Genomic DNA, 21,017 nt, shown 5'->3' on the forward strand with positions numbered 1-21,017 from the left:
CGAGCTATGCAATTACCTCCTATCCCAGAGAATGAGTTGCAACGTTTAGCCACCTTAAGGGCATTGAATATACTCGATACCGATGCCGAGGAAAGATTTGACAGGATCACTCGGCTGACTCGGCGGATCTTTGCTCTGCCGATTTGCGTGGTGACCTTAGTTGATGCAAATCGTCAATGGTTTAAATCCCGGCAAGGATTAGCGGTGACTGAGACATCAAGGGATGTTTCGTTTTGCGCCCACGCCATTAATCACGATGGTATTTTTATCGTTAACGATGCCTTAACGGATCCCCGTTTTCACGATAATCCTTTAGTCACTCAGTCTCCCCATATTCGTTTTTATGCTGGTTATCCTTTGACTATTCATAGCGAATATCGGGTGGGGACGTTGTGCTTAATTGATAATGAGCCGAGGGAATTTAGCGAAGATGATATCGAAACCTTAACGGATTTGGGGCAGATGGTTGAGGCTGAGTTGTTGTCTATTGCGCAGAATACTTTAGATCCTTTAACGATGATTTCTAATCGGAGAGGATTTGAACTCCTTGCTTACCAATCTCTTGCTAGTTGTCGACGCATGGATTCTCAGGCAGCGTTAGTCTTTTTTGATCTGGATTTTTTTAAAGAGGTCAACGACCGTTTTGGCCATCGCAAGGGCGATCAGGTACTTTATGATTTTGCCCATATTTTAATGGCGGCATTTCGGGAATCCGATGTAATCGCGAGATTAGGTGGTGATGAGTTTGTGGTGCTATTAAGTTTAGTGCAGCCCGATACCGTTGGCTTTGCCATTAAACGATTTCAATTATTACTTGACCAATATAATCAACAACATCCACAGCAAAACTCCTTAAAAACCAGTATAGGTATCGCCCATTGGTCGCCTGATTCGGATATCAATCTTGAGGATTTACTCGATGCTGCCGATAGGGCAATGTATCAAGATAAAGCCGAACATCATTCAAATAACCCTTAATGGCGGATATAAAAAGGGAGACCTGAGTCTCCCTTATGACAAATTGTTATCCGGTAATTTGCATTATCCAGTGTTGGTACAAGGGTAAACCGATTAACACGTTCACCGGAAAGGTAATCCCGAGGGATGCTAACATAGCGAGTCCGATATTCGCTTCGGGAATGGCGGCTCGTATGGCGGCGGGGGCGGCAATATAAGAGGCACTTGCACTTAAACCTGCAAGCACTAAGATGCTTCCGGCCGGTAACTCGAGCCATAACCCCACTCCAATCCCACACCATGCCAAGATAAAAGGTGTGACGGCGGCAAACACTAATAAGCGCCACTGCTGCAATGGGAGTGGTAAACAGACTTTCGCTGTGACTAATCCCATCTCCAGTAAAAACAAGGCCAGTAGCGTTTTAAAACCACCTAGTAATACAGGACTAATGGGTGCAAGCCCTGTCGGACCATAAAGCCAACCGATGACGACTCCACCCACTAGGAGTATTACGCCGCGGCTGGTCAAGGCCTCATGCAGTATGCTCGATTGCTGAGTATTAGGCGCTGTAGCTTCTAGCGGCTGTTTAGCGCTTAAATATCGGTGTAACCAGAGCATAACCACAATCGCTGGGAGTTCGAGTAACACCAAATATAAGGTGGTTTCCGGTCTTAATATCATCCCTGATTTTTCCACCATGGCGATAACAACGGCAAATGTGCCTGCGCTGACCGATCCATAATGGGCTGCGATACTAATGGCATCCGTGCGTCCGAGCCGAACTAAGCGCGTGAGCACAGGGTAAAGTACTAATGGGATGATCAAACCCAGTGCAACAACAGCAACGAGTTCAGTGATCACTAAGTGTTGAGTATGACCATGCAGTGCCATTCCGCCCTTTAACCCTAAGGTCAGCATTAACAAAATGGATAGGGTTTCGTAAATGGCGGGTGGCACTTTAAGGTCGGATTTGACTAAGCCTGCGAGCAAACCTAAGGCGAAAAATGCAATGACAATATCTGGCATAAGTATCTCATTAATAAAGGCATTAATATTTTAAGGCTATCATTTTATTTGAAAACCATTGAACGCTGGAGATTCTGAACCTAATTCGATATATTGAAAAATAAATTATTTGCTAATTAGGTATAGATAATTATCTATGGATAAATCTTCTCAAGGTCAATTAAAACTACGGCATTTGAGTTTTCGGTTACTTGAGGTTTATGTGCAGGTGGTTCGATTGGGCAATATTTCGGCGGCGGCTCGCACCCTGCACCTTACTCAGCCCACAGTGTCACTGCAACTTAAAAAGTTAGCGGATATTTTGGGCGAACCTTTGCTGAACAGTATTGATGGCCGTATGTCGCCAACCTTAATAGGGCAAGAGCTTTACCGAGCCGCCTGCGATACTTTGAGCCGCTTTGAAGATTTCGATGCCTTTATCCAGCAAGCCAGAGGTGGCAGCATTGGCCATATCAATATCGGTTTAGTGACTACGGCAAAATATGTGGTACCACGGATTTTAGGGGCGTTTTATCGGCAATTTCCGCAGGTCAAAGTGACCTTAAATATCGGTAACCGCGCGCATATTTTGGGACGATTTGAGCGCCAAGAAGATGATTTATATCTCTTCAGTCATCCACCCAGTGGTGAGCAAGTATTATCGGCGAGGATCATTAAAAATCCGCTGCAGCTTATTGCGCCTAAGGATCATTGGGCGGTTGGCCGTCAACAAGTTCGCTTTAGTGAATTGAAGCAAGAGCGTTTTATTATCCGCGAGCCCGGCTCGGCAACTCGCCTGATGTTTGAATCTTGGTGTAGCGCTCAAGGGATCGCCTTGAGTGAAACGATGCAAATTGAGAGTAATGAAGCGATCCGCTTGAGCGTGGCATCAGGCTTAGGCTTATCGGTTATTTCAGCGCACACTTTGCAGGAAGGGCGTGAAAAGCCAGCAGTATTGTCAGTGAACGGATTTCCGCTGGAGAGTAATTGGTATCTTGTTGGCCGTCGGGACAAGCGTTTGCCCTATGCCGCAATGCAGCTTGTGGCGTTTATGGCGACCCATCTTGCCGAGTGTATCGAACCAGAGTGGGTTGCGGCAGATATCCAGCAGTTAAGTGCTATCTTTGCGCCTGAAAGTTTGTCTCGGTAAAGGGTTACGTTAGAGGTTGACCGCTGCCGCTTCTTCGGGCGTGTTGAGGGTTCAGGATTGTTTTGTGCTGTGGCTCATTTCGATTAGCCGACTATAGGTGCGTCGAAACTCAAAACTGAGGGCGCCGCCTTGGTAGAGATCCATCAGTGGGACGTCGCAGCTTAAATATAAACTGGCATCTTGATCGTATAACTCATCGATAAGGCTGATAAAACGCCGAGCAGGATCATCGTTGGCGGCGTAAGAGAGTTGCCGCTCACCCGTAGTGGCCGCTTGGTTTGCACCAGTGCCATCCTCAGTGCCACGGGCGCGGATCCAGCTTTTTACTTCGCCGCCCAGTTTGGGAACACCGCTCAGCAATACGATCTTAAATCGACTGGCAATTTCGATGTAATCGAGTTGTGAGCGCGGGCCATCACACAGGGCATAAAAGTCGAACCAAGCGACGGAGGGGAGTTGGCCTTCAGCAGTGGCGCGCACGACGGGGATATCACGCTGACAGACTCGCAGAGTTCTTGTTTGAACAGTGTTTGCGTCTTGAGTGAGCGTGGTAAAAATACCATCGAAATCCAGTGTGCCACTTAGTCCAATATGGTTTGAGGTGGCGGCAATGACCTGCGCCGACGGCTCAGTATTTAATGCATGCAGTCTGTGGTCTTGCTCGCCATTCAGATGCAGCATTTGGGTATGGGCCAGGAGCTGGGCAATGCAGGGTAAAAATCTGTGCCTTGCTAGGCCATTTTCATATAAGCGTTCGATGGGAATGTTGGATGTGGCAACCAGTACGACTCCTTGGGCAAACAAGGTTTCAAACAATCCGGCGAGGATCATGGCATCGCCAATATCTGAGACAAAAAACTCATCGAAGCAGAGTACCTTACACTCCTTTGCTAAATTTTTTGCAATCAATTTAAGGGGATCGCGCTGCCCCGCATGTTCCTTTAAGGCTTGGTGCACTCGCGCCATAAAGCGGTGAAAGTGCAATCTCAGTTTTCCTTGCTGTGGCAGAGCATCAAAGAACAAATCCATCAGAAAGGTTTTACCGCGACCGACATCGCCCCATAGATATAAACCTTTGAGTGGCTGAGCGTCTGTTCTACCAATAATCAGCTGATACAACTTATCTAAGGCGAGCACTGCCTGCGCCTGCGCGGGATCCTCAATTAACTCGAACCCGATTTTAGCTTGATAAATGGCTAATGGTGTTTGGTTTTGGGTTGACGGTGACAACGGGTTGAAGGTCATGGAATTTGTCATAAATTGAGTCAATTTTAGGCGGTGCTAGGACCAATATGGGGTGGGATATCAGCCCAATCGTCTTCAGCCTAACATAGATTGTTGCAGGGCTAAAATCTTGTCTAAAACACAGCCTAGTTAAATATCAAAGGAATCCAATGCTTTATTATTGAGAACTTTTAACCTAACATCTTTTTCACAAAAATAATGATCTGGAACTAAACCTATGGGTAGCAAAGGACATAGTGCCACATTTATCAGTGCCTCAACCGCAATTGAAGGTGAGATGCAACTGGCGGGCACGGCATTCGTTGCGGGGGCATTAACAGGTAAGATCCGCGGTGCTGGACTGATTAAAATCGAGTTTGGCGGTGAGATCACGGGTGAAGTGAGTTGTGATGAACTGAGAGTTTGCGGGGTTTTTCGTGGCAAAGTGCGTTGTAATAAGTTAGTGATTATGAGTTCTGGTGTCGTTGAAGGCGAAGTGTTGAGCCATCAATTAGAGATTTATGAGGGCGGACAATTTATCGGTCAGCGCCTAAAAAATGCGGAATTGGATCATTTGCCCGATTTACTTCAGACCATAGCGCCAGACGTTATTGCTTCCAATGCGAAAACCGCTCACGTTAACGCCTTATATGCCAGCGAGCCTAAAGATCATCGGCAGGGAGTACACAAATGGTTGTCCTATGGCGCTGCCGCAGTTGCGCTCATCGCGGTTGCTGGAATGATGGCACCAACACCGTTGACTTCATGGTTCACAACCCTTGCTCAAACGGCTTCAACGTCAGTGAGTACTGAGCCGAGTCCGTCAATGACAACTGAGTCTATGTTGTTATCGCCAGTAAAAGATGACTCTTTAGCGCCAAATAGCGTTATGGCCGCTGCCGATAACGAGTCACAAAATGCTGCATTGATAACCTCGGATAAGGTCGAGACCAGCAGTGCTGAACATCATCAAGCCCATACGAATATCGACTCGGGCGCTGCCATGGAAGACTTAGCGCAAATGGAACAAGGCCATGCCCAAATGTTACAGCAAGGCAACGCGAGTGATGTTCCTAAGGATAAATTATAACGATATCAATCATTCACCTTGACCTCCTCTAGTTGCCATCCCGGCAGCTTAGCTGAGAGATCCGCCGAGATCTTGGCGACATCTCCCCGTAAAATGATTAAAGGTTCACCATAAAACGCTTGTTGTGCTAGTTGCATCAACTGACTGGGCGATAGCGCCTGCAGTTTAAGGTTTATGGCTTGTATCGATTGTGGATCTAATCTAAGCACCTGTTGATGAATAAATTGGGTTTCGCTCAGGTTAGGATTATCTTGCGTTAACAAGGATTCGCCAATCAGATAAGTTTTTAGGGCGGCTAATTCCCCTTCGCTTGCAGGCGTTGAAGCCAGCAGTTTCAAATGATCTAAGATCCCCACCACAAAGGCGCCCGTATGTTCTATTGCCGTGCTGCCATAAAACTTGATGCTAGTGGAGAGTGGTGCATTGGCGCACTGACCATAGATCCCGTAGGTCAAACCACGCTTTTCTCGCAAATCGTAATAGAGTCGTCCGGAAAAACTGCGTCCTAAGAGTGCGGCTAAGCTGCGGCAAGCTAATGGCATATCCTGCGCTGACAAATGCTTATCGTCTAGGGCATACCCTATTCGCACTTGTGTTTGCACACTACCCGGTGCATCAATCAAATACAGCGTGCGGGATTGTGGTGGCTGTTGAGTGTTGATGAGGTGTGATGGAGAGCCAGTATTTATGCGAGTTGGCCACTGGCTGAGGCTCTGCTTAATATCAAACTCGGTTTGCGCATGATTAGGTAAAAATAACTGCCAGTTTGCCTGAGCAAAGGTGTTCTGCTGTAGCCGCGACAGTTCGCTTAGGCTAAGTGAGTCAAACAAGGCCTGATTGTTGATGTTCTTGTTGTAGGGATGTGCAGTCCCTAGGAGTTTGTCCCGCCAGACTTTATCGATTTCGGCGCCACTAAAGGCATTTAAATGCTTATTAAGCTTCAATTGACGACGAATATTATCGATATCGATTGCCGCCGTTTCACTAAATGCATCGGGTTGCCAAAACTGTATCAGTAAATGGTAGAGATGATTAGCTGATGCGGGGCACGTTAAGCTGATATTAATGCTATGCAGCGTGACTCGAGTTTCGAAGGTTTCAAGGCAAGCATCGGCTTGGGTCGACGCTAGGCTACGAGCTTTTTCCTGAAAGGCGACTTGTAAAATATCAGGATTATCAAAGGGTATAGTGGGGCTAATTGCTACTAGGCTCATTCTGTTACTAAGGTTTTGAGTCGCGCTAGTCGTACGCTGTAACTGGTAAGGTAGGGTGACGCCATTGGGGGTGACATCAATAAAAGGTTGCTCATTGGGAAGATAAATATTTCCGACTTGAGGTAGGTTGGGTTGGGTATCAAAGTTTGCCAAACTGGGCGCTTGAGTTGGGGTAAAGCTAAGCGGCGTCTGCTGACAGGCGCCAAGTATGACTGCAATAAGCCCAATACTCATGGTTTGCAGTGCGTTAGATAATCTTGATGTTGGCATTAAGCAGTTGTATCTGAATGTTTTCATCATAGCACTGCATCCTCTAAATCGTCGCTAACACCTGTGGGTAACCATTCGAGTAAGGTTTTTCCAAAGCGGATATACCAAGGCGGTAACAGATCAACCCTGACCATATTGGGAGTAAAGTATTGCAGGGCAACGCGCTGGATATCCGCTGTGGTTACTGCGTTAATCCTTTCCCATTGTGCCGTTAAGGGATGGGCTTGATCCTGTTTGTCGGTGGCTGATAGTAAGGTGGCTAGGGATTGAGTGTTGTCGAGCTCTGCCAAACGCTGATTTAACCAGGTTTGCTTGAGCTGACAAAGCGTTGTATCACTTATGCGAGTTTGTTGGGTTTGCTTAACTAACGCTAAGACCATGTCAGTTAGCGCATTAAGGGAGGTTTTTGCCCTTGGCACTAATACCAGATTGGTTATGCCATGATTTTCTAGCTCAAAGGGCAGTGAATAACTCAGCATTTGTGCCGGATCGTGCAGGCTGATTTGTGCGAGGGCGCTGCGAGTATTTTGAAATAAATAGCCTTCGAGCAGGCGTATAGCGGCAGCATCGGGATGATTTTTACCTACCGTATGCCACGCAAGCAGTAAGCCGGGCCAAGGGCCATGTTCATCGATGAGCTCCGCATGCACGGGCTTAGGGTGAATTTTTAGCTCGTCAAATTTGGTAATCGGCTGATTAGGCGTGGGCCAAGCACTAAAGTATTGTGCTATAAGCGACTTGACGTCGGAGGGAAGTTTGCCGACCAGAGATAGCTGCATCGCATCGGGACGATAATGGGCGCGATGAAAGGCGATTAACCGCTCGGGACTTGCCTGAGTAATATCCTCACGGCTACCGATAATACCGTGGCCATAGGGCGTATCTTTAACCTGTGCTAGCAGAAATTCCATCGCACTACGCACATAGGGTTGATTATCTATGGTTTGCGCCATCTCTTGGAGCACGGTTTCTTGCTGATTTTTCACTGTGGTTTCGGTCAAATCGGGGCGAATAAAACGATCGGCCTCGAGGAACAAGCCCAAGGCGAGGGCTTGGCTCGGCAGAGTGACATAGTAATTGGTGTAATCGAAGTGGGTGCTGGCATTAAAGCGGGCACCTAAGGCGCTTAGCTGTTGTGCATAGGTGTCGCCGGGTGCCTGTTCACTGCCCTTGAATAACATATGCTCGAACAAATGCGCGTATCCCGTTTGCCCCTTAGTCTCGTTGCGCGCCCCCACAGTAAATTGGCTGGCAATGGTGAGGGTGTGTTTATCCTCAAGGGGCAATAAGTGTACGGTAAGGCCATTGGCGAGGGAGTAAGTTTCGATGCGTGATTCTAATTGATAAAGCGTTGCAGCGCCTTCGATTTGACATTGTGCCTTGAGTGCTGGACTAAGCAGCATCACCAATATAGCAAGTCCAAGGCGGGTGTGTGTGTTCATTTGGCATCCCATCTCAATTTCCGATTGATGGCATAACGCAGTGGTGGTGTTGGCGCGTCAGACACTCGTCGGATTTCATCTAAATCAGTTGAATAGCATTCAGTTTTTGTAAAGAGCTGCTATGATGGCACAGTTCTTTTTCTGGCATAAGTACAAGATATGGTAAGCAGATCTCCGTTCGAATCCTTTCAGTGGAAAAGCGATATTTTTAACTGTGAAAGCACTGATATCGATAATTTTTATCTACAGCTTGAGCAGGAAATGTCCCGTTTGGGGATGGTTGAGAAAAAACTCGGTGACGTGGGTAAATACAGTGTCAGTCTGTATCAGTCACCTGCCGCGAAATCTGGCTTACCTTCGTTATTGATCAGCGCAGGATTTCACGGTGAAGAGTCAGCTGGTCCTTGGGGATTACTGCACTTTTTAAGTGAGGCATCAGTCGAATTATTCGAACGGGTAAATTTAAGTATTTTGCCTTTGGTGAATCCAACGGGGTTTAAACGCGGCCACCGATTTAACAAATTTGGTGAAAACCCTAACCGAGGCTTTGTATTTGAAAACGGTAAACCTAAGGCAAATGAGAGCACCTCAGTTGAAGGTAAATTACTGTTAGAACACGCACAATTACTGATTGCAGCGAGTCGTGATGGTATTTTAACCTGCCATGAAGACGTCTTAAGTCATGAAGCTTATGTTTATTCTTTTGAGCCAAGCCAAGTGCCAGGGCGTTTTAGTCTCGATTTACGCGATACGCTGGCAGGATATTTCCCCATCGCTGTTGATGGTGAGATTGATGGTTGCCCGGTTAAAGATGGCTTGATTTTCAACCATTTCGATACCTCGTTTGAGGCATGTTTAGTGCGTAGTGGCGCGCGTGTTGGCGCCTGTACCGAAACGCCTGCGTTACAAAACTTTGATCAACGGGTGTTAGCAAATAGCGCGGCAATGACCCACTTCTTAGCGCTATGCGCGCCTTTATGTGATTGATTACAAAGCTTGATTGCAACCAATATAAAAATACCCGCCGAGGCGGGTATTTTTATAGAATAAGCAGCGTTAACTGCGTACTAGCCATACAACTATTGATTAATAATTGTCGGTACACCAGTGCGCTCGTCCAGTAGCTTTTTGATCACGCTGGAGTCGGTATCAGCTTTGGCAATAAACTTAGCGATGTCTTTTGGTAAAGCAATTGCCACAGGCTCGTTGGACTCAAACTCAGCAATAGTGCGTGATAGCGGCTGATGCACGGCTAAATAACGCTTTCCATCTGGCTCTTCGGTCGCTTTAATCGGTTGGTTAACAAATTGTACACGTGTTCCAACTGGCACGGTTTTGAACAGATGTTCAATGTCATCGTGACGTAAACGCACGCAGCCTTGGCTAACACGTAAACCAATACCGAAGCTAGCGTTGGTACCATGGATGGCATACAAGTTACCAATGTAGAGTGCATACAGTCCCATTGGGTTATCTGGACCTGCTGGCCATACCGCTGGCAGAATCTCGCCCCTTGCCGCATATTCTTTACGAATGCGTGGCGTTGGTGTCCATGTCGGGTTAGCACGTTTACGTTGCACGCTGGTTACCCAGTTTTCTGGCGTGTCTTTACCAATTTGGCCAATACCGATAGGTAGAACTTCCACGGTATTTTTGCCTTTTGGATAGTAATACAGACGCATTTCAGCAACGTTGATAACTATGCCTTCACGTGGCGCATTGGGCAGAATTAATTGTTTAGGAATTAACAATTTACTGCCTGGCTTTGGAAGAAACGGATCAACACCAGGGTTTGCTTCCAGCAAGTTGCTTAGGCCGAGTTGGAACTGAGCGGCAATATCTTCGAGGGTATGTTTACCCTCTGGCACTGTGTAATACAGGTTCTCGCCAACTAACCGGCTCTTAGAAGACGGTAAAGGGTATTCCGTTGCTAAAGCGGAGAGACTTGGAAAAACCAAAGTCAATAATAAAGCTGTGGTGCGAAGCATACTCATAAGCGGATACTACGATTCCTGTTAATAAAATAACCTGTTTTACGCGGCAGTTTCTTCCCAAAATCGGGCGGCAAATTGTAATACACAATGCACTGGCGCGCGAAGCTCGCATCCTTCCTTATTTTGGATATTATTTCAACTGAAATATGGTTCATAAAGCGTATTTATTGCTTATTTTAGCTTTAAACGTTTTGCGAGCCGATGCAGATTGCCTGGGTCAACTCCTAATGTCCTTGCCGTGGCAGCCCAATTGCCTGTATGTGTGGTAAAGACTTGTTTGATGTAGTCGCGCTGAAATGTGTCGGTTGCTAGGGATAAGCTAACAAACTCTTGCTGGATTTGCGTTGCATTGCTCAACGACGTGATTGCCAATGAACTCATTTTTGAGGTGTTAAGTGTAACAGGTAAATCGAAATGTTGTGGCGCAATGGTGCAGCAGCCGTCCTGTGCGGTTACGCGTGCTAGAACCGTCGCCCTATGGATAGCGTGTTCTAGTTCGCGTACATTACCCGGCCAAGTATATTGATTGAGCAAGAGTAGGCTACTGTTGCTGAAATTAAGTTGTTTCATCCCGAGTTTTTGCCTGTAGCGTTCAGCAAAGAATCCACTCAGAAGTGTGATGTCCTGTTCGCGCTCCCGTAAGGGCGGAACCAGTATCGGAAATACACTTAACCTATGGTAAAGGTCTGCCCTAAAACGACCTGCAAGCACTTCTGTTTTAAGATCTTTATTGGTTGCGGCTATGATGCGGACATCGACTTTTAGGCTGCGATCATCACCTACCTTTTGTATGTCGCCATATTGTAAGACCCGCAATAACTTGGCCTGGAGTGTGAGGGGCAGTTCGCCAATCTCGTCTAGAAAGAGTGTCCCTTTGTCGGCCATTTCAAATTTGCCACTGCGATGGCTAATTGCACCTGTAAACGCACCTTTGATATGACCAAAGAGTTCGCTTTCGGCAACCGATTCGGGGAGTGCTGCACAATTTAGATAGACCAATGGTTTACTGGATCTTGCAGATTTTTGATGTATCGCCTGGGCGACTAACTCCTTGCCTGTACCAGTCTCGCCCAAGATCAGCACATTCAGATCGCTATGGGCTACGACTTCAATCTCTCGGTTTAAACTTTGCATTAAGGGCGAATGGCCAATGATTTCGGCATTCTGACTCAGGTTAGGGCTATTTTCTTGTGCATGGGTTGAATGGCTGTTTAGGGCCATACGTTCAAGTTTTTCAACCAGTAAAGCATTGCTTAAAGATGCTGCGGCAATGGCACTTAAACTGCGTAGCTCGGCATTGCTGAATTGATCAAATTGCAGAGGATTAAAGGCATCGATAGTTACGGCCCCGATAAGCTGTTCATCGGCAAATAACGGTAGTCCAATACAGGCATGCACTTTTAATGCGCCTGTTTGATTGGGGATTAAACCATCGTAAGGGTCTGCAAGTTCGCTGTCAGCCGGGAAGCGCACTATATCCCCCGCACGGGCAATAGCCTCAAGCCTTGGGTGCTCATTAAGGATAAAACGTCTGCCTAGTACGTCATCATTCAAACCATCGATGGCGAGTGGGGTAAAATACTGACCATGAAACGTGAGTAGCGCAGCGGCATCACAGTGTAAGTTTTCTCTAACGGTATTGAGCAGCCGTGAGAAGCGGTCTCTATGGGCTAAACCTGAGGTGATATCGAGGGCGATACGGGTAAGATCGGTTTGACTAAGGGCCATAAAAACTCCAGCAGCTAGATTACCCTGATTTATACCATTGATTGTTATATTGACACATGTAGTTTAAACACGACTAACAGCAAAATGCATACAGGAATGACTCACCGCAACGTAGCGCGTAATAGGTTAGGCAACCAAGGTGCCAGCAATGGCACCTTGGTATGGGACTAACCGTTATTTAGTCTCGTGTTAGTGGTCTGGTAGTAATTGCTCCCCTTGTAACTTTGCAGGTTTATTCAGGGCCTTTCTAATTAAGTCAAATAAGAAGGTGCCCATCAATAATCCGCCGATACTGAAGATGATATCCCCAAACATACGCATCCATACCAGTCTTTCAATCAGCGGACTATGAATGACCTCTGGCGAGCGGGCATACCAATAGCCGTGGTCGATGACTGCAAAAAACTGCGTAATCCCCACAGGTAATAGTGACATAAACACCATAGCCGCTAGGCCAATATTGAGGCTCCAGAAGGCGCCTTTGAGCATTTTGTCATTCCACTGCATATTGCCAGTTAGACCGCGCAGACAGAAAAGCATTAGCCCCATGCCGAGCATGCCATAAACCCCCATAAAGGCGGCGTGACCGTGGGTGGCAGTGGTATTTAACCCTTGAATGTAATAGAGCGAGATTGGTGGATTGATTAAGAAGCCCAGCATACCGGCACCGACCAAGTTCCAAAACGCGGTAGCCACAAAGAACATAATCGCCCAGTGATAACGCTGCATCCATGGACTGGCTTTACGCAAGCGGTAGGTTTCCATTGCTTCAAAACCTATGATGGCTAAAGGCACCACTTCTAAGGCCGAGAAAATTGCGCCCCAGGCGATAACCGAGGTTGGTGTGCCAGTAAAATAGAGGTGGTGTAAAGTGCCGATTAAACCACCGGTTAAGAAGATCACTGTTGTAAACAAGACCGCACCGTTGGCGCTACGGCCACGGATTAAGCCCAAACGTACCAGCATTAAGGCGATAACGGCAGTCGCAAAGGTTTCGAAGAAGCCCTCAACCCACAGATGTACTACCCACCAACGCCAGTATTCTGCAATCGCTAAGTTGGAGTGTTTGCCCATAAAGAGGCCGGCGCCATAGAACAAACCAATTGCGACGCAGGAGGCATAGAGTACCCAAATAACAGGGCGCATCTCGCCTTGAACTTTGAGGGCGGGTTTGATGGCGGCGGTGACGAGGGCGAGCCAAATCAATAACCCAACGAGGAGTAAGATTTGCCATACTCGACCAAGATCTATGTATTCATATCCTTGATGGCCAAAGAGAAAGTTCATATCGAGGTCAAAATACTGTTGTACCCCAATCCATTCGCCCGCCATTGAACCGAGCACAACCACCACTAAGGCTACCCAGAGTACGTTAACGCCTATTCGTTGATATTTGGGTTCATGGCCCGATAACGCAGGTGCAATATACAGCCCTGTACCTAACCAAGCAGTTGCGATCCAAAATACGGCTAATTGGGTGTGCCAAGTACGCGTTACTGAATAGGGGAGTATTTCCGCAATAGGTAAACCATAAAACTCTTGGCCTTCTACCGCATAGTGAGCGGTAATGCCTCCGAGTAAAATTTGCAGTAAAAAGAGGCCTATCGCCGTAATGAAGTATTTGCCGACGGCTTTTTGTGAAGCGGTTGGTTTAGTGAAAAACAGCGGGTCTTGTTCCGACGGCTTAGGCAGACTTTCGTGCTTACCGCTGGCATGGTGCCATAGCAATCCACCAATACCCGCTATCAGGGTCACGATACTGAGTATCGACCAGACAATATTATCCGAGGTGGGAGTATTGCCTAATTGAGGATCGAACGGCCAGTTATTAGTGTATGTATAGGGTGCATCTGGGCGTTCAGTGATGGCAGCCCAAGCCCCCCAAAACAGGAACGCATTAAGTTGTTCACGGCGTGTAACATCGGGCACTGTGCCCTCTTTCATGGCGTATTGTTCGCGTAGTGAACTGAGTTTAGGGTCATCACCAAACAAGGATAAATAGTGTTGATTAACCGTGCGAATTGCTTCTACCCGTGTGGTCGATAGCCTGATAAGCTGAGTGCCATCGATCTGTTGTTCAACACTGTTATGGCGTAAATCATCCCTTAATGCTTGTTCAAGCCCCGCTTTTTCTTGGGAACCTAGTTGTTCGAAAGGCGTTTGATATTGTTGCTTGGCGCGTAAGTCGAGCCAAGCTTGGGCTTCTCTGTGTAACCAGTCTGCAGTCCAATCGGGGGCGACATAGGAGCCATGTCCCCAAATCGAACCGAGTTGATGGCCGCCCATTGAGCGCCATACTAATTGACCTTGTTCTATATCATTTTCACTAAAGATAACTTGGCCATTCACATCGACAAATGCACTGGGAATGGGTGGTTTTTCTCGATAAATTTCACTGCCTACGCTCAGTAGTACAGTAAATGAGGCAATCAACACTAATAATAGTGCGATAGCGGTGAGTTTTTGTTTGCTCATAAATCCCCTTAATCCAACGTCATTTTGATACCTGTAATTTGCTATTGCGCAATATGTGCCAAGTATTTTTGTCATTGAAAATAAAGGAAAAAATTTAATTAAAATTATTAATAGTGTCTTTTTGATAGCAATAGGGATTGTCATCATGACATTGACTGTCTTTATGACAGCCGTTGGTGGGCCAATGTTGATAACACAATGAACTATTCAATTTAATGTGGTCTTTCAAGGTATTGCGGCGATAAATATAGTTAGATGTATGTTTTTATCGATATAGTGTCTTTTTAGATGGTTACCGATATTTTTTTTTGATTAAAAATGGAAAGTTTGTATTGGATTTATTTTTTAAAGAACTTGATAAATATAAGCTTTATTTTATTTATGCTTATAGTTTGATGTTCTGGTTGTATTTGTCTTTTTATGTGTTTTTATCTGAAAATTAGCCTAAAGTTACTGTTGATGATTATTTTAGTGTAGATGATTGAAATTTAATATTTAAAACTCCAATAATCTGCATTTTTTATGCTAGTATAGAAACACTGAAATTTTTAATTGAGTCATTTTTAATCTAGGTGTTTTTGCTATCGTTTAGCTGAGCCAGCAGCATTTAAGGAGGCATGTGTGGATGCAGATTCCATCAATAGTTTTTTTCTGATCGGTGCCTTACTTACTGCCGTGAGTGTTTTGCTTAGTCCCATGTCATCCCGTCTTGGGATTCCTATCTTATTAATTTTCCTCGCAGTGGGTATTCTTGCTGGTGAAGATGGTCCCGGCGGTATTCTCTTCGATGATTATTCAACCGCTTATCTTGTCAGTAACTTAGCCTTAGCCATTATTTTGCTCGATGGCGGTATGCGCACTCGGGTCGCGAGCTTCAGGGTCGCACTGTGGCCTGCGTTATCCTTGGCAACCTTTGGGGTGGCGATCACCACCAGTATCACAGGCATTATGGCAGCGTGGCTATTTGACTTACATTGGCTACAAGGTTTGCTTGTGGGAGCGATTGTCGGCTCTACCGATGCGGCGGCGGTATTCTCACTGTTAAAGGGACGCAGCCTTAATGAGCGGGTTGGCGCGACGCTGGAAATCGAATCGGGCAGTAACGACCCTATGGCGGTATTTTTAACTGTCACCTTGATTGCCATTCTCAGCAATGTCGATGCCGAGCTATCTGCAAGCTTTATGCTGATTAGCTTTATTAAACAATTTGGGCTGGGAATTTTATTAGGCTTGGGTGGTGGCTGGCTGCTATGGAAATTGGTGAACTTAAGTCAACTCGCTGAAGGTCTATATTCGATTCTCGTGCTCAGCGGTGGCCTTATTATTTACGCTGCATCGAACAAGCTAGGTGGCAGTGGCATTCTGTCGATTTACTTAGTTGGCCTATTCCTCGGTAATAAGCCAACTCGTGGACGTCATGCGATATTAAACGTATTGGATGGAATGACTTGGGTGAGTCAAATCGGCATGTTCCTCGTCTTGGGATTACTTTTAACCCCCTCGGATCTATTAGATATTTGGCTGCCGGGCTTAGCACTGGCCTTTGGGATGATCCTGTTTGCCAGACCTTTAGCGGTATGGCTAAGTTTGCTGCCATTTAAGAGTTTTAGCAGCCGTGACCGCTGGTTTATCTCTTGGGTCGGGCTTCGTGGCGCCGTGCCGATTATTTTAGCGGTATTCCCAATGATGGCCGGGCTTCCTGGGGCTCAATTGTATTTTAACTTGGCCTTTTTTGTGGTGTTAGTCTCTCTGCTAGTCCAAGGGGCGTCACTCACTACGGCTGCACGCTTAGCAAAGGTAGAATTGCCCCCAAAGCCTTTACCCGTTTCGCGTTCGGGGGTTGAAATTTACCCGAGCAGCGAATGGGAAGTGTTTGTCTATCGTTTGAGTGAAAGTAAGTGGTGTATTGGTGAACCGCTAAAACGCTTAGCAATGCCCGATGGTACTCGCATTGCGGCAGTATTTCGCAATAACAGATTATTGCATCCTTCGGGAAGTACGTGCTTAGAGGCGGGTGATATTCTGTGCGTACTCGGGCAGGAAAAGAGCCTTGAAGCATTGAGTAACCTCTTTAGCCAAGCCCCTGAAACCAAGGAGGTTCCACGTTTCTTTGGTGACTTTTTTATCGATACCGAGGTTAAATTGGCGGATCTTGCACCTATCTATGGCTTAACATTAGACGATGAAACTGGCGGCATGACTGTAGCTGATTTAGTTGCTTTAGAGCTAGGTGCGCATCCAGTACTTGGGGACCAGTTTCAATGGCAATCACTCCATTGGGTCGTTGCGGGACTCTATGAAGGCAAAGTCACCAATGTGGGTATTCGCTTACCGGCGGAGGCTTAATCTGGTTTAAGTGTTGTGCTTAACTACCATGTTTAAGCGCTTAGAGCCCTACAAGATGCCTTAGGCAGAAAGATATAAACAAAATGCCAAGCGATTGCTTGGCATTTTGTTTTCTCTTTTAAGCGCTTATCTCGATGTGATTAACCAAAAGCTTACTTATATAAGGACTTATCCGTTGGATCTGGGCGCGTCTTAAAGCGGCGATGGAGCCACATATATTGAGCACGATTTTTATCGATAATCTGTTCAATAATTTTGTTACCACGGATGGCATCGGCGACTTCGTCTTCACCTGGGAAATTATCTAATGGAGGCATGATTTCAATCCGGTAGCCCGTATCTCCTTCTGTGCGCTCAACAAAGAAGGGTAATACCTTGGCCTTACCTAACTTTGCCAGCGTGGTTGCGCCAGTAATAGTGGCGGCATCGGGCACGGCATAAAACGGAATAAACACTGCACTAGAGCGGCCAAAGTCTTGGTCAGCGGTATACCAAATCACATCGGGGTTACGTAAACAACGCACCATCTGGCGTAGATCGCGTTTCGGCACTAAGGCTTTATTCGAACGTAATCGACCTTTCACTTGCAGGTATTCCATCACGGGATTGTTATGTGGGCGGTACACCCCAACACCGGGTTGGAACTGACCAAAAATACGCGCGCCCATTTCCAGTGGTAAGCAGTGCACTGCAAACAGAATCACCCCATGGCCAGCGTTCAAGGTGTCTTGAACGTACTCTTTGCCGGTTATCTGCATGTGCTGTTGGATTTTTTCATCGGACCACCACCAGGCATTAATGGTATCGAAAATCGCTTTGCCCGTTTCTTCAAAGTTACGGGTGAGGAGCGCTTCTCGCTCGGCCTCTGGCATATCCGGGAAGCAGAGGGTTAAATTTCGGCGCGCGGTATGGGTTCTACTGGCCGCAAGTGCCTTGACTAATCGGCCCATGCCTTTGCCTAATTTCATCTGCCATGATAGAGGCAACACTTGGGTAATCCGCATCACTAACACCCCAAACCACATGGGCCAGTGTTTCGGATGATATAAAGATGATGAAAACTCAGCTTTCTCGACCACAAAAATACTCACTACTTTTGAAAATTACTGCTTATTCTAACTCATCTTTTGCTGAAAATTAGGTACAATCACGGTTTAATTTCTGCAACTGATAAGAGCGCTATGAAGGTTTCTCTGCCAGCATTTGAAAAAGCCAAAGTGTTAGTCGTCGGCGATGTGATGTTAGATCGCTACTGGGTTGGGCCTACGGGACGTATTTCCCCCGAGGCGCCAGTGCCCGTGGTGAAAATTAACCAAGTCGAAGATAGACCGGGCGGCGCGGCAAACGTGGCGCTAAATATCGCGACCTTAGGTGGCCAAGTGCAATTGGCGGGCTTAGTGGGCGATGATGATACGGCTAAGGCGTTAACGCTTGGCGTACAAGCACTTGGGGTTGAACCACAATGGTTGAAAATTACCGACAAACCGACCATTACCAAGCTTAGGGTGTTATCGCGCAATCAACAGCTTATTCGCCTCGACTTTGAAGAGTCCTTCGATAAGCAGGATAGTGCGCGCTTACTTAAGCAGTCTGAAGCCTTACTCGATTCGGTCGATGTGGTAGTGCTATCGGATTATGCGAAGGGCGCTATCGATAAGCCGCAGGATTTTATCGCGCTGGCTCGTTCCAAAGGCGTAAAAGTACTAGTTGACCCTAAGGGTTCCGATTTTAGCCGTTATCATGGCGCCTCGCTCATCACACCGAATATGAGTGAATTTGAGGCCGTGGTTGGCGCGGTAACCTCTGAAGCAGATCTACTCGAAAAGGCTCGCGGATTACTGAACAAGTACCAGTTCGACGCTATCTTAGTCACTCGCTCTGAAAAAGGTATGACCTTAGTGACGGCCAATGCCCCTGAATTACACATCCCAACAGTCGCCCGTGAGGTGTATGACGTAACGGGTGCTGGCGATACTGTGATTTCAGCTTTAGCGACGTCTCTAGCCGCAGGTGCTGAGTTACCGCAGGCGTGCGCTATTGCCAATACCGCCGCAGGAGTTGTGGTGGGTAAACTGGGTACTTCTACGGTTTCTCGTATTGAGTTGATTGAGGCCCTAGCACTGCATCACGGTGAGTCTGGTTTTGGGGTGGTGAGTGAAGATCAACTTGCTTACGCCCTAGAGCAAGCCAAATTACGTGGTGAACGAGTGGTGATGACCAACGGTTGCTTCGATATTTTGCACGCGGGACACGTCAGTTACCTCAAGCAAGCCAAAGCCTTAGGCGACAGATTGATCGTGGCCGTGAATGACGATGCCTCAGTCAAACGCTTAAAAGGCGAAGGTCGCCCAGTTAATCAAGTGGATAGACGTATGGCGGTGTTGGCAGGATTAGCCGCCGTCGATTGGGTGGTGCCTTTTAGTGAAGATACACCACAACGGATCATCGCCAGATTACTACCGGATCTTTTAGTGAAAGGTGGTGATTATAAGGTTGAAGATATTGCGGGTGGCGCCGAGGTCATTGCTGCGGGCGGCCAAGTGCAAGTGTTGGGATTTGAAGACGGCATCTCTACTACGGCGATTATCCAAAATATCATGGCAAAACAGTGAGTTTAATTGCACTGACTCTGATATCAAGCTTAACTTGGGTGCCTATTGCCGATAAGCAGGCGTTACTTTGTCCTTTAGCGCAATTGAGTCTGTGTCTGGCAACATTTCCACCTCAGGTTCGTGAACAGCTCCCCCACAGCGAGGCTCAGTTTAAAACAGAGCTTGGGCTTCGCAGTGCCATGGTATTACCTGTTGAAGATAGTCATTTCTCCGGCCTAATACTCGTCAATGAGCAAGAAACACCAGAGATCCAACTGGCCAATATTGATGGTATTACCTACCAATTAGATCTAAAAGAACAAGCACAATTAACCCTTTGGCATGAACTAGGCCACCTTGAAAACTTGGCGTTGCAGGGGAGTTTATTACCTAAGGAATTAACACCTTATCAGCATGAATGGTTAGCGGATCTGTATCTCATCTGGTGTATTGCCAATGCTAAAGGCAATTTTGATTTAGCTTGGCAGCAGTATCATCGGCGCAACCTAGCGGCGCTTACAAGTTCGCAATATATGTCACACTGGACGACACCAATGATGATACAGGTGTTAAATAAATATCAGGTCACTCAAATCGTTCAATATACTCACTATCGTGATTTTGTAGCCGATTTTTATCCTCAAATGGTACAAATTGAACCGCAGGTTTTGCGTGAATATTCGAGTTTAATACAACGAACTTTTAGTGATACCGTGCTACAACCCCTGCCAGAATACCTGTTTTGGCGTAAATCCGATCTTGGGCGTTATTTAACGCCGACCCTAACATTGTTAATGGGGGAACAAAAAGCACACGACTGGTTAGTACAAAATTCAATGTTATAAATATGTAAACAAAAGCGATGAGATCCTCCGTTTAAAACTGAACCCTAGCTGAACAAAAGTGAAATACACTTGTTTCACGTTTTTAAACAGCAGTAATCCCTGAAAGGCTTTGGTAAGCTCTATCCCACAAAAAGAACAGTGGGAGACTTTATTATGGCTAAGCGCTCGCGAGTACAGACTGAGCAGACCATCAATCAGATTATGGATGAAGCGTTAAGACAAATTTTGACTATTGGCTTTGAGACTATGTCTTATACCACGTTATCTGAAGCAACGGGGATTAGCCGCACAGGTATTAGTCACCACTTTCCGCGGAAGAACGACTTTTTAATTCGCTTAGACAGCCGTATTGGCAATCTTTTTGTTGCTGCGCTCGACTTCTCTAGCCAAGAAGCGCTAGAAACCTCTTGGATGCAAGCGATGCAAGAAGAGCATTACCGCGCAGTGTTAAGATTATTCTTCAGCCTCTGCGGCGGCACCAATAATGAAATCACTCTGTTTAGAGCGGTAAGCACTGCACGTCAGCAAGCCATTGCAGAATTAGGATTAGTGGGCGATCGCACCATCAATCATTTACTCGGCCGTACAGCTGTGATGTTGTTATCTAATTTTGATATTGCTAAAGCGGCATAATCAAAAATGAATTGCTATCAAAAGGAGCCTTGTGGCTCCTTTTGGTTTTTAG

At 46.5% G+C, this 21,017-nt stretch carries 16 protein-coding genes; 8 read left to right on the plus strand and 8 right to left on the minus strand.

Annotated features, from left to right (window positions below; genetic code table 11):
* The first annotated feature begins 6 nt into the window (after positions 1-6).
* The gene (locus tag JM642_RS04480) at positions 7-978 is read left to right on the plus strand and encodes a sensor domain-containing diguanylate cyclase (RefSeq protein ID WP_169547177.1); all 972 of its coding nucleotides are present in this window, start codon (positions 7-9) and stop codon (positions 976-978) included.
* 46 nt (positions 979-1,024) lie between these two features.
* On the opposite strand, the gene JM642_RS04485 is transcribed toward JM642_RS04480, so the two are convergent.
* The gene (locus JM642_RS04485; protein WP_203432962.1) at positions 1,025-1,984 is read right to left on the minus strand and encodes a sodium-dependent bicarbonate transport family permease; all 960 of its coding nucleotides are present in this window, start codon (positions 1,982-1,984) and stop codon (positions 1,025-1,027) included.
* Between the two features lie 136 nt (positions 1,985-2,120).
* Here JM642_RS04485 and JM642_RS04490 point away from each other — a divergent pair, with 136 nt between their 5' ends.
* Positions 2,121-3,113 carry a LysR family transcriptional regulator gene (locus JM642_RS04490; protein ID WP_203432964.1) on the plus strand — a complete coding sequence of 331 codons (993 nt, stop codon included), beginning with the start codon at positions 2,121-2,123 and terminating at the stop codon, positions 3,111-3,113.
* A 51-nt stretch (positions 3,114-3,164) separates the two neighbouring features.
* Here the strand turns inward: JM642_RS04490 and zapE are convergent, their stop codons facing one another.
* Complete coding sequence (gene zapE / locus JM642_RS04495) at positions 3,165-4,370, minus strand: cell division protein ZapE (RefSeq protein ID WP_203432966.1); 1,206 nt, start codon at positions 4,368-4,370, stop codon at positions 3,165-3,167.
* Between the two features lie 205 nt (positions 4,371-4,575).
* Between zapE and JM642_RS04500 the strand changes: the two genes are divergently transcribed.
* On the plus strand, positions 4,576-5,427 hold the full coding sequence (locus JM642_RS04500) for a polymer-forming cytoskeletal protein (RefSeq protein ID WP_203432968.1): 852 nt from the start codon (positions 4,576-4,578) through the stop codon (positions 5,425-5,427).
* A gap of 5 nt (positions 5,428-5,432) precedes the next feature.
* On the opposite strand, the gene JM642_RS04505 is transcribed toward JM642_RS04500, so the two are convergent.
* The gene (locus tag JM642_RS04505; protein WP_203433731.1) at positions 5,433-6,911 is read right to left on the minus strand and encodes an insulinase family protein; all 1,479 of its coding nucleotides are present in this window, start codon (positions 6,909-6,911) and stop codon (positions 5,433-5,435) included.
* Positions 6,912-6,937: 26 nt separating this feature from the next.
* A complete protein-coding gene (locus JM642_RS04510) occupies positions 6,938-8,353 on the minus strand; it encodes a pitrilysin family protein (RefSeq protein ID WP_203432970.1) in 1,416 nt (471 codons plus the stop codon).
* A gap of 159 nt (positions 8,354-8,512) precedes the next feature.
* On the opposite strand from JM642_RS04510, the gene JM642_RS04515 reads away from it, so the two are divergent.
* Positions 8,513-9,340, plus strand: a complete 828-nt coding sequence (locus tag JM642_RS04515) for a M14 family metallocarboxypeptidase (protein WP_037421721.1) — start codon at positions 8,513-8,515, stop codon at positions 9,338-9,340.
* A 92-nt stretch (positions 9,341-9,432) separates the two neighbouring features.
* Here JM642_RS04515 and JM642_RS04520 read toward each other — a convergent pair whose 3' ends face one another.
* From JM642_RS04520 to JM642_RS04530, 3 genes are all read right to left on the minus strand, one after another.
* Entirely contained in the window at positions 9,433-10,347 is a 915-nt protein-coding gene (locus JM642_RS04520) for a L,D-transpeptidase family protein (protein WP_037421718.1), read from the minus strand.
* A 171-nt stretch (positions 10,348-10,518) separates the two neighbouring features.
* On the minus strand, positions 10,519-12,075 hold the full coding sequence (norR, locus tag JM642_RS04525) for a nitric oxide reductase transcriptional regulator NorR (protein WP_203432971.1): 1,557 nt from the start codon (positions 12,073-12,075) through the stop codon (positions 10,519-10,521).
* Positions 12,076-12,264: 189 nt separating this feature from the next.
* Positions 12,265-14,550, minus strand: a complete 2,286-nt coding sequence (locus JM642_RS04530) for a nitric-oxide reductase large subunit (protein ID WP_055647760.1) — start codon at positions 14,548-14,550, stop codon at positions 12,265-12,267.
* A 621-nt stretch (positions 14,551-15,171) separates the two neighbouring features.
* Between JM642_RS04530 and JM642_RS04535 the strand changes: the two genes are divergently transcribed.
* Entirely contained in the window at positions 15,172-16,896 is a 1,725-nt protein-coding gene (locus JM642_RS04535; RefSeq protein WP_069454344.1) for a potassium/proton antiporter, read from the plus strand.
* Between the two features lie 152 nt (positions 16,897-17,048).
* Here JM642_RS04535 and JM642_RS04540 read toward each other — a convergent pair whose 3' ends face one another.
* Positions 17,049-17,975 (minus strand): LpxL/LpxP family Kdo(2)-lipid IV(A) lauroyl/palmitoleoyl acyltransferase, encoded by a 927-nt coding sequence (locus tag JM642_RS04540; protein WP_037421862.1) that lies wholly within the window; start codon positions 17,973-17,975, stop codon positions 17,049-17,051.
* 102 nt (positions 17,976-18,077) lie between these two features.
* On the opposite strand from JM642_RS04540, the gene hldE reads away from it, so the two are divergent.
* The 3 genes from hldE (at position 18,078) to JM642_RS04555 (ending at position 20,965) form a co-directional block, all read left to right on the plus strand.
* Entirely contained in the window at positions 18,078-19,508 is a 1,431-nt protein-coding gene (gene hldE, locus JM642_RS04545) for a bifunctional D-glycero-beta-D-manno-heptose-7-phosphate kinase/D-glycero-beta-D-manno-heptose 1-phosphate adenylyltransferase HldE (protein WP_055647514.1), read from the plus strand.
* On the plus strand, positions 19,505-20,332 hold the full coding sequence (locus JM642_RS04550) for a hypothetical protein (protein ID WP_169547185.1): 828 nt from the start codon (positions 19,505-19,507) through the stop codon (positions 20,330-20,332). The genes hldE and JM642_RS04550 overlap by 4 nt, the downstream gene beginning before the upstream one ends.
* Before the next feature lie 153 nt (positions 20,333-20,485).
* A complete protein-coding gene (locus JM642_RS04555) occupies positions 20,486-20,965 on the plus strand; it encodes a TetR family transcriptional regulator (RefSeq protein ID WP_037421701.1) in 480 nt (159 codons plus the stop codon).
* The last annotated feature ends 52 nt before the right edge of the window (positions 20,966-21,017 follow it).

This window comes from Shewanella sp. LZH-2 (genome assembly GCF_016859145.1).
Lineage (GTDB): Bacteria > Pseudomonadota > Gammaproteobacteria > Enterobacterales > Shewanellaceae > Shewanella > Shewanella xiamenensis.

Bases quoted from the DNA above. Each gene is read 5' to 3' on its own strand.
- JM642_RS04480 (WP_169547177.1), top strand. From the start codon at position 7: ATGCAATTACCTCCTATCCCAGAGAATGAGTTGCAACGTTTAGCCACC.
- JM642_RS04485 (WP_203432962.1), bottom strand. From the start codon at position 1,984: ATGCCAGATATTGTCATTGCATTTTTCGCCTTAGGTTTGCTCGCAGGC.
- JM642_RS04490 (WP_203432964.1), top strand. From the start codon at position 2,121: ATGGATAAATCTTCTCAAGGTCAATTAAAACTACGGCATTTGAGTTTT.
- zapE (WP_203432966.1), bottom strand. From the start codon at position 4,370: ATGACAAATTCCATGACCTTCAACCCGTTGTCACCGTCAACCCAAAAC.
- JM642_RS04500 (WP_203432968.1), top strand. From the start codon at position 4,576: ATGGGTAGCAAAGGACATAGTGCCACATTTATCAGTGCCTCAACCGCA.
- JM642_RS04505 (WP_203433731.1), bottom strand. From the start codon at position 6,911: ATGCCAACATCAAGATTATCTAACGCACTGCAAACCATGAGTATTGGG.
- JM642_RS04510 (WP_203432970.1), bottom strand. From the start codon at position 8,353: ATGAACACACACACCCGCCTTGGACTTGCTATATTGGTGATGCTGCTT.
- JM642_RS04515 (WP_037421721.1), top strand. From the start codon at position 8,513: ATGGTAAGCAGATCTCCGTTCGAATCCTTTCAGTGGAAAAGCGATATT.
- JM642_RS04520 (WP_037421718.1), bottom strand. From the start codon at position 10,347: ATGAGTATGCTTCGCACCACAGCTTTATTATTGACTTTGGTTTTTCCA.
- norR (WP_203432971.1), bottom strand. From the start codon at position 12,075: ATGGCCCTTAGTCAAACCGATCTTACCCGTATCGCCCTCGATATCACC.
- JM642_RS04530 (WP_055647760.1), bottom strand. From the start codon at position 14,550: ATGAGCAAACAAAAACTCACCGCTATCGCACTATTATTAGTGTTGATT.
- hldE (WP_055647514.1), top strand. From the start codon at position 18,078: ATGAAGGTTTCTCTGCCAGCATTTGAAAAAGCCAAAGTGTTAGTCGTC.
- JM642_RS04555 (WP_037421701.1), top strand. From the start codon at position 20,486: ATGGCTAAGCGCTCGCGAGTACAGACTGAGCAGACCATCAATCAGATT.